Below are 13095 nucleotides of genomic sequence, written 5' to 3' on the forward strand. Positions count from 1 at the left end.
GTACAAATATAAATAATAACATAAAACCAAGTATAAAACTATATACTTAGTATCTTTTTTGACACTATATATAAAAAAAGTGCCTTCTTGTAGAAAAATAACATAAAGAGTAATATTATGTATGGTCAAAATATCTAATTAATTAGTTTAAGTGTAATTACTTAGATATATAACCATTTAAAAATTTTTTAATTACTATTTAAAAATTAAATGTATAAAGATGGTAGTTTTCTATTGAAGAAATGAAAGTATGTTATTATACTAATAAGTGACAAAAGATTACAAAATTATACTAAGGAATATTTCTAAGAAAAGTACTAGAAAAAAAATAAAAATGAAGTATAATAATTATTATTAAATAACAATTATAATTATTTAAGAAACATTTAGGATGATGAAAGAAGGTATATTATCATGGCAAAGAGAATGATGACTATTGATGGTAATACGGCTGCTGCTCACGTAGCATATGCGTTTACAGATGTAGCTGCAATATTCCCTATAACTCCATCTACTACAATGGCAGAAGTTGTTGATGAATGGGCTGCTCAAGGGAAGAAAAATATTTTTGGACAAACAGTTAATGTTGTAGAAATGCAATCAGAAGCAGGAGCTGCTGGTACATTCCACGGTTCACTTCAAGCTGGTGCATTAACAACTACTTTTACTGCATCACAAGGTCTATTACTTATGTTACCAAACATGTACAAGGTAGCAGGAGAATTATTACCAGGTGTATTCCATGTAAGTGCTAGAGCAATAGCATCTCAAGCATTATCAATATTTGGAGATCATCAAGATGTTATGGCAGCAAGAATGACAGGATGTGTTATGCTTGCAGCTGGATCAGTACAAGAAGTTGCTGACTTAGCTCCAGTATCTCACCTTTCAGCTATTAAAGGAAGATTACCTTTTGTAAACTTCTTTGATGGATTTAGAACATCTCATGAAATTCAAAAAGTTGAAGTATTAGATTATGAAGATTATGCAGAAATGTTAGATAGAGAAGCTTTAAAAGAATTTAGAAGTAGAGCGTTAACTCCAAATAACCCTGTTACAAGAGGAACAGCTCAAAACTCAGATATTTATTTCCAAACAAGAGAAGCTTCTAATAAATTCTATAATGACATAATTCCAATAGTTGAAGAATACATGGCTAAAATGGAAGAGAAGACAGGAAGAAGCTATGGATTATTCAATTACTATGGAGCAGAAGATGCTAAAGAAATAATTGTTGCTATGGGTTCAGTAACTGAAGCTATAGAAGAAACTATAGATGAATTAAATGCTAGAGGAGAAAAATATGGATTAGTTAAAGTTCATTTATTCAGACCATTCTCTGTAGAGCATTTATTAAAGGTTATACCACAATCAGTAGAAAAGATTTGTGTAATTGATAGAACAAAAGAACCAGGATGTAATGGTGAACCATTATACTTAGATGTATGTTCTGCATTCTATGGAAAAGAAAATGCACCTAAGATAGTTGGTGGACGTTATGGATTAGCTTCTAAGGATGTTACACCATCTGATATCAAAGCTGTATTTGATAACTTAAAGAAAGAAAATTCTAAGAACTTCTTTACTGTAGGTATAGAAGATGATGTTACTTTCACTTCAATTCCAGTAGAAGATGAATTAAGAATTGCAACACCAGGAACAGTTAGATGTAAGTTCTGGGGATTAGGATCAGATGGTACAGTAGGAGCTAATAAGCAAGCTATTAAGATTATTGGTGAAAATACAGATAAATACGTACAAGCTTACTTTGCATATGACTCAAAGAAATCTGGTGGGGTAACTATGTCTCACTTAAGATTTGGAGATACACCAATAAGATCAACTTACCTTATTGATGAAGCTGATTACATAGCATGTCACGTGCAAGCTTACGTAAATCAATATGATTTATTAAAAGGTCTTAAAAAAGGTGGAAACTTCGTATTAAATACAATTTGGAACGAAGAAGAAATTGAAAGAAAATTACCAGCTAAGATGAAGAGATACATAGCTGAAAATGAAATAAACTTCTATACAGTTAATGCAACTAAGATTGCTTCTGAAATAGGATTAGGTAGAAGAATTAATATGATAATGCAATCTGCATTCTTTAAATTAGCAGAAATTATCCCACAAGAAGAAGCTACAGAATACTTAAAAGCTTCAATTAAGAAGGCTTACGGTAAGAAGGGTGATAAGGTTGTTAACATGAACTACGAAGCTGTTGAAGCTGGTATGAATTCATTAGTTAAGATTAATGTACCTGAAAGCTGGAAGACTGCTACTGAAGAAGCAAAAGTAGAAACTAAAGAAGTAACAGATTTCGTTAAAAACATAATGAATCCGATGAATGCTTTAGAAGGAGATAAACTACCAGTAAGTGCATTCAATGGATTAGAAGATGGTACATTCCCAGCAGGAACTGCAGCATATGAAAAAAGAGGTGTTGCTACAGATGTTCCAGAATGGAATATGTCAAAATGTATTCAATGTAACCAATGTGCTTTCGTTTGTCCACATGCATGTATTAGACCAGTTCTAGTAACTGATGAAGAATTAGCAAAAGCACCAGCAGGATTTGAAACTAAGAAAGCTACTGGTAAAACATTAGCAGGATTAAACTACAGAATTCAAGTAAGTACATTAGATTGTACTGGATGTAATAACTGTGTTGATATTTGTCCAGCACCAGGTAAGGCATTAGAAATGAAGCCACTTGGAACACAAGTAGAAACAGAAGTAGCAAACTGGGATTTCTCAGTATCAAAAGAAGTATCAAACAAAGAACACTTAACTCCAGGTAAAACAGTTAAGGATAGCCAATTCAAACAACCACTTATCGAGTTCTCAGGAGCATGTGCTGGTTGTGGAGAAACTCCATATATTAAGTTAGTAACTCAATTATTCGGTGATAGAATGATGATTGCTAATGCAACTGGATGTTCATCAATATGGGGAGGTTCAGCACCTTCAACACCATATACAAAGAACCATGAAGGTAAGGGACCAGCTTGGGCTAACTCATTATTTGAAGATAATGCTGAGTTTGGATACGGTATGTTCTTAGCAGCTGATCAAATGAGAAAGAAAATAGCTTCAAATATGGAAAGCTTAATTTCTATGGATATAGCTGAAGAATATAAAGAAGTATTCAAAAACTGGTTAGAAAATAAAGATAACGGAGAGCTTTCAAAAGTTCATTCAAGAGAAGTTGAAGCTATTTTAGCTGAAAACAACATTGAAAATGAAGAAGCAAAAGTATTAGTTGAAGAAATTAAGGAAAGAGCTGATTTCCTTGTTAAGAGATCACAATGGATCCTTGGAGGAGACGGTTGGGCTTATGACATCGGATACGGTGGATTAGACCATGTATTAGCATCAGGACAAGACGTAAATGTATTAGTATTTGATACAGAAATTTACTCTAACACTGGTGGACAATCTTCTAAATCAACTCCTGCTGCAGCTATGGCTAAATTAGCAGCTTCAGGTAAGAAGACTAAGAAGAAAGATTTAGGAAGAATGATGATGTCTTATGGAAATGTTTATGTTGCACAAGTAGCTATTGGTGCTGATAAGAACCAAGTAGTTAAAGCAATGCTTGAAGCAGAAGCTCATAATGGACCATCAATCATTATTGCTTACTCAACTTGTATCAGCCATGGATTAAAGAAGGGAATGGGATTCTCTATAAGAAACATGGATGAAGCAGTTAAGGCTGGATACTGGCATTTATACAGATACAATCCAGAATTAAAAGAACAAGGAAAGAATCCATTTAGCTTAGATTCTAAAGAACCACAAGGAAGCTTTAGAGACTTCATAATGGATCAAGTAAGATACTCTGCAATTGCTAAGCAATTCCCTGAGCAAGCGGAAGAATTATTCCAAATGACAGAAGAACATGCTAGACAAAAATATGCAGAATTAAAGAAGTTAGCAGAACAAGAATAATATATAACTGTGAAATAAATCCGATATATGGATTTATTTCACAGTTTTTTATTTTATTTAACTTTATTTTTATTGATTATTCTATTATGAAATAAAATAAAATAAACATAAATATAATAAAAATAAGGAAAGGTTTTATGTTTATATTTAAAAGTGATAAATATATTATACCTATAGAAGAAATAGATTTTTGGGAAAATAGAATTTTTGATAAAGATACAAAAGATCAAAAGAAAAATAAATTAGCTATGAATATGATAAATAATGCCATAGATAATGTTGAAAATAACAGAGTAAAAAAGATTAATGCTATATGGTTAGAAACTTCAGGGTGCTTTGGTGAAGTTATTTCACTTTTAAATTCAGAAGATCCTAATCTTATATATATGCTGGAGAAATTTGTGGATATGAAGTATTTTGGAAGTATTCAAGGAGATCAAGGTGAGGAAGCTTATAAAAATATAATTGATAATTTAGATACAGAATATATTTTTATAGTATCTGGAGCTATACCAACAAGGGACAATGGTCTTTATACAACAGTAGCTACTTATAAAGGTGAAAAGATAACTGCTATGAAAGCTGTGAGTGATATTTCTAAAAATGCACGTATAATAATTACTGTAGGAACCTGTGCATGTTTTGGAGGGCCTACAGCTGCAAAGCCAAATTTATCAAAGGCTTTAAGTGTAAGCGAATTTTTGAAAAGAACAGATATTATAAAAATTCCAGGATGCCCGGCTAATCCAGTTTGGGTAGCAGGAATATTAGGATATATAGCTTCTGGTGGAATTCCAGAACTTGATAGTAATGGAAGACCATTAGTTTATTATGATACTTTAATACATGATATATGCCCTAGAAGAAAATTTTTTGATCAAGGAATTTTTGCAAAAAAATTTGGTGAAAAAGAATGCATGTTTAAATTGGGATGTAGAGGACCCGTCACTTATGCATATTGCCCAGTAAGTAGGTGGAATAATACTTTTAATTGGCCTATTGAAGATAATACAACATGTATAGGATGTGCATCACCAGGATTTCCAGATGACTATGAACCTTTTGTAAAGTATGACTCTAGTAATGTGTAATAAGGGGATAAATATGACTACTATAAGAATAGTTCCTGTAACAAGAATAAGTGGATTACTTAATATAGAAGTACAAGTTGAAAATAATAAGATTGTAGATGCTAAAGTAAGTGGAAGCCAATTTAGAGGTTTTGAAAAAATGTTTGAGGGAAGGCCACCATTTGACATTATAAGATTAGTTCCAAGAGTTTGTGGAATATGTTCAACACATCATGCAATTACATCTGTAAGAGCTTTTGAAAATGCAATGAATATTACTCCTGATTTAAATTGAATGATATCAAATTATACATTAATACCTCCATCAGCATGGAATTTTTCACCTACAGATAGAAAGGGGTTAAAAGGAACTGTTGAACAAGCTTTAATTGGAGCAGAGATTAATGATATAAATGCTCCAGTAGAAATAGGAAGAATAGTTAGAAGTTTTGATCCATGTTTAAATTGTGCTGTACATGTGACAAGTAATAGGCATAAACCCATAAATATAATAATTAATTCATAGGAGTAACTATGGTTAAGGTTTTTGGAATAGGAAATATTCTTTTAAAAGATGATGGAATAGGTGTAAGGTTAGCAAGAAATATAAAAAGGAGAGTAGATAAAGATAATATTAATGAAATAGAAGTTTTTATTGGAGAAACTGATTATTTATATTGCTTAGAAAACATAAATGATGATGAATTTATAATAATATTAGATTCAACTTATTTTGGAATAAATCCTGGTGAAATTACTTTTAAAAAGCTAGAAGAATGTGATAAGCTAATTAGTAAAGAGATAACTGCACATGAAACAAGCCTCTTAAGTCTGGTGAGGCTTGAGAAAACAAATGTAAATGGCTATTTTATTGGTATAGAAATAGATAGTATAGAATATTCATTGGAATTATCAAATATTTTACAGAAAAGATTTAATTCTATATATGATGAAGTTTATGAATTTATTGTAAAAATAGCTAAAGAGCTTTATTTTTTATAAAAAAAAGTATATTATTAGATTTTAATATAAAATAGAAATTATATTTTAAGTATATAATTTCTATTTTTTAATTTTAAAGTAAAGTACAGTGAGAGAAAATTAATTATATAATACATATAATATAAGCAATTTACTATTTATAGCTTGATAAAAAACTAACAACTTAAAGGAGGATAGGGTTATGGAAATAATAATTGCTATAGCTATGCTTACAGGAGTGTTTTGTTATTATCAAAATAATAAAATTGTAATAACAAATATAAAATTAAAGCAGAAGATAAATAATAAAGTTAGAATAGCACAAATATCAGATTTACATAGTAAAGAGTTTGGAAAAAATAATTATATTTTATATAAAAAAATTATTGAACAAAAACCTGATATTATTGTTGCAACAGGGGATTTGATAGATTCAAGTATGAAAAAGCTTGATGAAATAATTGAATTTTGTAGCAGTATAAATAAAGACATTCCTATGTATTATATATTAGGAAATAATGAAATGAGATGTAGTAGAGTAAGTGAAATAGTAGAGAAGTTGAAAAAAAATAAAATATGTGTATTAGAAAATGAAATAGAATCTATAGAAGTAAAAGGAAATAAGATTAATATTTTAGGATTGGAAGAAAAAAGAATAGATGAAGGTGAATTATTTTATAGTAAAGTTAATAGCAGATATGGCACTGAAAATATAGAAAAAATATTTAGCAGATTAGAAAGATTAGATGGAATAAAAATTGTACTATCACATTATCCTGAAAATTTTGAGTATGTAGAAGAAGGAGCCTATAGTAAATATAATTTTGATATTATGTTTTCAGGTCATGCACATGGAGGGCAGTTTATATTACCAGGAATAGGTGGAATATTTGCCCCAGGACAAGGATTATTTCCTAAGTATTATAAAGGAGTATATGGAGAAAAAAATAAATTAATAGTTAGTAGAGGATTGGGTAATAGCGGATTTCCATTGAGACTATTTAATAGACCAGATTTAGTAATTGTTGATTTAATTTAAAAAATAAGAGCTTATTGCGTGTGCAATAAGCTCTATTTAATATTATAAACAAATTACATTGATTTGTGGAATGTTCTGTTTATAACGTCTAATTGTTGTTCTCTTGTTAATTTAATGAAGTTAACAGCATATCCAGAAACTCTGATTGTTAATTGTGGATATTCTTCTGGGTGATCCATAGCATCTAATAAAGTTTCTCTATTAAATACATTTACGTTTAAGTGTTGAGCACCTTGAGAGAAGTATCCATCCATCATAGTACCTAAGTTATGGATTCTGTTTTCAGGTGTTTTTCCTAATGCATCTGGAACGATTGAGAATGTATTAGAAACACCATCTTGTGAATGTTCATAAGGGATTTTAGCAACTGAGTTTAATGATGCTAATGATCCGCTACAGTCTCTTCCGTGCATTGGGTTAGCTCCTGGTGCAAATGGTTCTCCAGCTTTTCTTCCACATGGAGTTGTACCAGTTTTCTTACCGTAAACAACGTTTGAAGTGATTGTTAATACTGATTGAGTGTGGTAAGCATTTCTGTAAGTCTTGTTTTGTCTGATCTTATTCATCATGCTTTCAACTAACCATGCAGCAATTTCATCAACTCTGTCATCGTCGTTTCCGTATTTAGGGAAATCACCCTCAACTTCGAAATCTACAGCTATTCCTTCTTCATTTCTTATTGGCTTAACTTTAGCGTATTTGATTGCAGAAATAGAGTCAGCACAAACTGATAAACCAGCTATACCACAAGCCATAGTTCTGAATACGTCTCTGTCATGTAAAGCCATTTGTAATTTTTCATATGAATATTTGTCATGCATGTAGTGGATAACATTTAATGTATTAACGTAAAGGTTAGCTAACCAGTCAGTCATAACATCGAATCTATCCATAACTTCATTGTAATCTAAGTATTCACCAGTTAATGGAGCAGTCTTAGGTCCAACTTGCATTCCGTACTTTTCATCTTTACCACCGTTTATAGCGTAAAGTAAAGTTTTAGCTAAGTTAACTCTAGCACCGAAGAATTGCATTTGCTTACCAACTCTCATTGCAGATACACAACAAGCGATAGCGTAGTCATCTCCCCAGTATGGAGCCATTAAATCATCATTTTCGTATTGAACTGATGATGTATCAATAGAAACCTTAGAACAGAAATCTTTAAATCCTTGAGGTAATCTAGTTGACCATAAAACAGTTAAGTTTGGTTCTGGTGATGGTCCTAAAGTATATAATGTGTTAAGTACTCTGAATGAGTTCTTAGTAACTAAAGTTCTACCATCTAATCCCATACCACCGATTGATTCAGTAACCCAAGTTGGATCTCCTGAGAATAAATCGTTGTATTCTGGAGTTCTTAAGAATTTAACTAATCTTAACTTCATTACGAAGTGGTCCATTAATTCTTGAGCTTCTTCTTCTGTGATAACACCGTTTCTTAAATCTCTTTCAATATAGATATCTAAGAATGTAGAAGTTCTTCCTAAAGACATCGCAGCACCATTTTGGTCTTTGATAGCTCCTAAGAATCCAAAGTATAACCATTGTATAGCTTCTTTAGCGTTAGTAGCTGGTTGAGATATATCAAATCCGTAGCTAGCAGCTAATCCTTTTAATTCTTTTAATGCAAGAATTTGATCAGATATTTCTTCTCTTAATCTGATTACATCTTCATCAATTGTTTTAACTTCTAAGCTTAATTTTTGTTGTTCTTTATCTTGGATTAATCTATCAACACCGTATAAAGCAACTCTTCTGTAGTCACCTATGATTCTTCCTCTACCATAAGCATCTGGAAGACCAGTGATAACACCAGATTTTCTAGCTAATCTCATTTCTGAAGTATAAGCATCGAAAACACCTTGGTTGTGAGTTTTTCTGTATTTAGAGAATATTTCAGATATTCTTGGGCTTACTTCATATCCATAAGCTTTAGCTGCATTTTCAGCCATTCTTATACCACCGTATGGCATTACAGCTCTCTTTAATGGAGCATCAGTTTGTACACCAACGATTTTTTCAAAAGCTTGATCAATGTAACCAGGCTTGTATTCATTGATTCCAGATATAGTTTCTGTATCTACATCTAAAACTCCACCATTTTCTCTTTCTTTTTTGAATAGTTCACTAACTTCAGCCCAAAGCTTGTTTGTATCTTCAGTAGCTCCAGCTAAGAAACTATCATCACCTTCATATGGAGTATAGTTAGTTTGAATAAAGTTTCTTACGTCAATACTTTTTGTCCATGAACCTGTTTTGAAATCATTCCATTCTTCTCTCATCATAGCGCCTCTTTTCTAACATTTTATAAATATATATAAGTATTGTCATTTATGTTAAACAATAATTAAATAATAATAATTATTATTTAACAATGGCATATTTAAACTATATCACTAATTTTTGAAATTTTCAAGATAGAAATTAAAAAAATTTATTATAAAAAATATAGCGAAATAGTACATAAATTATAATATCATAGTATTACATGATAAGCAAAGGGAAGAAGTGGAGTAGTTATGATATATATTAAAGAAATTTAGCCAATTAATTATTAAAATGTAAAAAATAATTAAGATACAGGTGTGATAGTTAAAAAATTAACAATAAATTATAATTAATTTGTAAATATTATAAAATTTAATTAAAAAGAGTCTATATGAATATCCTATTAATTTTAAATAAGATATTATAAAGACTCTTTTTCCTAATTAATAATATTTATTCAATTTTTAGATTCCTTTTTCGTATTGTTCTACCATTCTTTTAACCATTTCTCCACCAACACTTCCGCATTGTTTAGAAGTAAGGTTACCATTGTAGTCAGTGAAAGGAACTCCCATTTCGCTTGCTACTTCATTTTTGAATTTAGATAAACCATTTTTTGCTTCTGGAACTAATTTTTGTGCCATTATAAAGTTCCTCCTTTATGATATTTATTTATAAAGTAATCATTTACTTTACACTATTATGTTGTGCAGAAAAGCGTTAAATACTCTATAAAAAAGTAGGGAATAGTACCAAAAAAGTTATTTCTGTATAACGAATACCTTAATTAATATGCTTTTACTAAATTGTAATAATATTCAATATCAATGAGAAAAAAATCAAAATTAACTAAAAAAGTTTTAAAGAAAATAAAAAATATAAAAAATAGAAAAAATACCTAGACAATAGAAGAATAGAATGATAAAATGTGTAAGAAATAAATGAAAATTAATATCAATTAATAAATAATTTCAAATAGAATTATTTATTGTTTTTTGAGATAAGGTAAGGCAATATGGGGGAAAGCAAATGAAGAAAAGATATTTATTTATTGTATTAATAATATTATGTATTGCTTCAATATTTATAGGGGTAACTAATATCAATATTAATGATATATTAACTTTTAATATTGATAAGATTGAAATATTACTAATTAGTAGATTACCAAGGCTTATTGCAATAATCGTAGCAGGAGTTGGATTAAGTATTAGCGGTTTAATAATGCAGCAAATTAGTAAAAACAAATTTGTTTCTCCTACAACAGCAGCAACAGCAGATTTCGCTAAGCTAGGAATTTTATTTTGTATAATGATAATTCCAGGAGCAACGATTATGCAAAAGATGATAGTATCTTTTGTTTTTGCAGGATTAGGCACTGTACTATTTATGAAAATGATAAAAGCAATCAAAATAAAGAATATAGTATTTGTACCTTTAATAGGTATGATGCTAGGAAAAATTGTTGGATCAATAACTACATTCTTTGCATATAAATATGATTTAGTTCAAAATATTTCATCATGGATGGAAGGGGACATGTCTTTAATAATGAAAGGAAGTTATGAATTATTATACTTAAGTGTTCCTATGGTTATTATAGCATTTTTATATGCAAATAAATTTACTATTGTAGGAATGGGGGAAGACTTTGCAATTAATTTAGGATTAAATTACAACTTTGTAATTAATGTAGGCTTAGCAATAGTTTCATTAATTTGTGCAGTTACAATAATTACAGTTGGTAATATACCTTTCTTAGGTCTTATAATTCCCAATATAGTAAGCTTATATAGTGGAGATAATTTAAAGAAAACACTATATCATACAGCTTTATTAGGGCCTATATTCTTACTTGCCTGTGATATTTTAGGAAGAATAATAATATTCCCATTTGAAATGTCAATTAGTTTAACAGTAGGAGTTATAGGAAGTATAATTTTCCTTTATATGATAGTAAGGGGGACAAAAAATGAAGACTAAAGATAAAAAGAGTATAATAATTTTAACAGTTTTAGCTCTAATATTAATAACTTCGTTTTTATTTATTGGTGTAAATAGTGTTAATTTTAAATATGCTTTATATAGAAGAATTCCTAAAATATATGCAATGATATTAACTGGTGCAGCAATCGGTTTTTCATCATTAATATTCCAAACAGTTACAAACAATAGAATATTAACTCCTAGTATATTAGGAATAGATTCACTATATGTATTATTACAAACAACTATAGTGTTTTTATTAGGATCATCATCTGCAATAATAAGCAATGGAAATATAAATTTCATTATTACAATAGTATCTATGCTTTTATTTTCAAGTTTAATATATAAATTTATATTTAAAAAAGGAAGTAAAAATATATTTACATTGTTATTAGTTGGTGTGGTATGCGGTACTTTATTTGAAAGTTTAACTACATTTATGCAGGTTCTTATAGACCCAGTAGAGTTTCAAGTAGTACAAGATAAAATGCAAGCTAGCTTTAATAATATAAATACTGATTTATTATTTGTATCAAGTATTGTAATAATACTATGTATAGGATATGTTTATGATTATTTAAAAATACTAGATGTTATGTCATTAGGAAGGGATGAAGCTATAAATCTTGGAGTAGACTATGACAAAATGGTAAAGAAAATGTTAATAGTAGTAGTTTTATTAACTTCAGTTGCAACTGCATTAGTTGGACCTATAACTTTTTTAGGGCTACTTGTAGTAAATATAGCAAGGCAGGTTATATCAAGTTACAAACATAGTACCTTAGGCATAGGAACTATATTAATTAGCATAGTAGCATTGATAGGTGGACAATTATTTGTTGAACAAGTAATGAATTTTGGTGTATCAGTAAGTGTAATAATTAACTTTATTGGAGGAATTTATTTCATTTACTTAGTAATGAAGGAGAGAAATAGATGATAGAAGTAAAGAATATAAGTAAAGCCTATGGAAATAAAAAAGTAGTAGATAATGTATCTTTAAATATTCAAGAGGGTAAAATAACTTCTTTCATTGGTCCAAATGGAGCTGGAAAAAGTACTCTTCTTTCAATAATGAGTAGACTTTTAAAGCGAGATTCTGGAGAAGTTTTATTAGATGGAAAAGATATTTTAAGTTGGGATAATAAAGAATTAGCGAAAAAAATAGCTATATTAAGACAATCTAATAATATTAATATTAGATTAACAATTAAAGAGTTAGTTAGCTTTGGTAGATTTCCTCATTCACAAGGAAATTTAAAAGAAGAAGATTATAAATATATAGATGAAGCAATTAATTATATGCAGCTTAAGGAATTTGAAGATAGATATTTAGATGAATTGAGTGGTGGACAAAGACAAAGGGCTTATATTGCAATGGTAATAGCTCAAAATAGTGATTATATATTCCTTGATGAGCCATTAAATAATTTAGATATGAAGCATTCAGTAGAAATAATGAAAACTTTAAGAAAGCTTTGTGATGAATTAAATAAAACCGTTGTAATAGTTATACATGATATTAATTTTGCTTCTTGCTATTCAGATTACATTGTTGCATTAAAAGATGGTAAACTTGTGAAAAATGGTGTAACTGAAGAAACTATACAAAAGGAAGAGTTAGAAAATATATATGAAATTGACTTCCATATAGAAAATATTAATAACAGAAATATTTGTGTATATTTCTAATAAAAAGAGAAGTGTATTTTATGGCAAATTATTAAATTTGCCTTTAAATAAGAAATATATTGATAATGAGTATCAATATTAAAAACAAGGAGTGTTTTA

General features: G+C 29.3%; 11 protein-coding genes. 9 read left to right on the forward strand and 2 right to left on the reverse strand.

Features of this window, described 5'->3' with window-relative positions:
* Positions 1–414: 414 nt before the first annotated feature.
* From nifJ to HCG70_RS06170, 6 genes are all read left to right on the forward strand, one after another.
* Entirely contained in the window at positions 415–3954 is a 3540-nt protein-coding gene (gene nifJ, locus HCG70_RS06145) for a pyruvate:ferredoxin (flavodoxin) oxidoreductase (protein ID WP_042400730.1), read from the forward strand.
* Between the two features lie 137 nt (positions 3955–4091).
* Positions 4092–5045 carry a hydrogenase small subunit gene (locus HCG70_RS06150; RefSeq protein WP_243276498.1) on the forward strand — a complete coding sequence of 318 codons (954 nt, stop codon included), beginning with the start codon at positions 4092–4094 and terminating at the stop codon, positions 5043–5045.
* Between the two features lie 13 nt (positions 5046–5058).
* Positions 5059–5319 (forward strand): nickel-dependent hydrogenase large subunit, encoded by a 261-nt coding sequence (locus HCG70_RS06155; RefSeq protein WP_221697565.1) that lies wholly within the window; start codon positions 5059–5061, stop codon positions 5317–5319.
* Positions 5320–5550, forward strand: coding sequence for a nickel-dependent hydrogenase large subunit (locus tag HCG70_RS06160; RefSeq protein ID WP_042400724.1), 231 nt, complete (start codon positions 5320–5322; stop codon positions 5548–5550). It abuts the gene before it with no gap.
* Positions 5551–5558: 8 nt separating this feature from the next.
* Positions 5559–6026: a hydrogenase maturation protease gene (locus tag HCG70_RS06165; RefSeq protein WP_042400721.1), complete on the forward strand. Its 468-nt coding sequence runs from the start codon at positions 5559–5561 to the stop codon at positions 6024–6026.
* Positions 6027–6207: 181 nt separating this feature from the next.
* The gene (locus HCG70_RS06170; protein ID WP_042400716.1) at positions 6208–7044 is read left to right on the forward strand and encodes a metallophosphoesterase; all 837 of its coding nucleotides are present in this window, start codon (positions 6208–6210) and stop codon (positions 7042–7044) included.
* A gap of 53 nt (positions 7045–7097) precedes the next feature.
* Here the strand turns inward: HCG70_RS06170 and pflB are convergent, their stop codons facing one another.
* Both pflB and HCG70_RS06180 read right to left on the reverse strand, forming a co-directional pair.
* A complete protein-coding gene (gene pflB / locus HCG70_RS06175; protein ID WP_042400713.1) occupies positions 7098–9329 on the reverse strand; it encodes a formate C-acetyltransferase in 2232 nt (743 codons plus the stop codon).
* A gap of 450 nt (positions 9330–9779) precedes the next feature.
* Positions 9780–9959 (reverse strand): alpha/beta-type small acid-soluble spore protein, encoded by a 180-nt coding sequence (locus tag HCG70_RS06180; RefSeq protein ID WP_042400710.1) that lies wholly within the window; start codon positions 9957–9959, stop codon positions 9780–9782.
* Positions 9960–10344: 385 nt separating this feature from the next.
* Between HCG70_RS06180 and HCG70_RS06185 the strand changes: the two genes are divergently transcribed.
* From HCG70_RS06185 to HCG70_RS06195, 3 genes are read left to right on the forward strand one after another with little or no spacing between them, the layout of a single operon-like run.
* Positions 10345–11298, forward strand: coding sequence for an ABC transporter permease (locus HCG70_RS06185; protein ID WP_042400707.1), 954 nt, complete (start codon positions 10345–10347; stop codon positions 11296–11298).
* Positions 11288–12244: an iron chelate uptake ABC transporter family permease subunit gene (locus tag HCG70_RS06190; RefSeq protein WP_042400702.1), complete on the forward strand. Its 957-nt coding sequence runs from the start codon at positions 11288–11290 to the stop codon at positions 12242–12244. The genes HCG70_RS06185 and HCG70_RS06190 overlap by 11 nt, the downstream gene beginning before the upstream one ends.
* Positions 12241–12996 carry an ABC transporter ATP-binding protein gene (locus tag HCG70_RS06195; protein ID WP_042400699.1) on the forward strand — a complete coding sequence of 252 codons (756 nt, stop codon included), beginning with the start codon at positions 12241–12243 and terminating at the stop codon, positions 12994–12996. The genes HCG70_RS06190 and HCG70_RS06195 overlap by 4 nt, the downstream gene beginning before the upstream one ends.
* Positions 12997–13095: the final 99 nt, after the last annotated feature.

This window comes from Clostridium sp. K04, from assembly GCF_019734375.1.
Lineage (GTDB): Bacteria > Bacillota > Clostridia > Clostridiales > Clostridiaceae > Clostridium > Clostridium saudiense.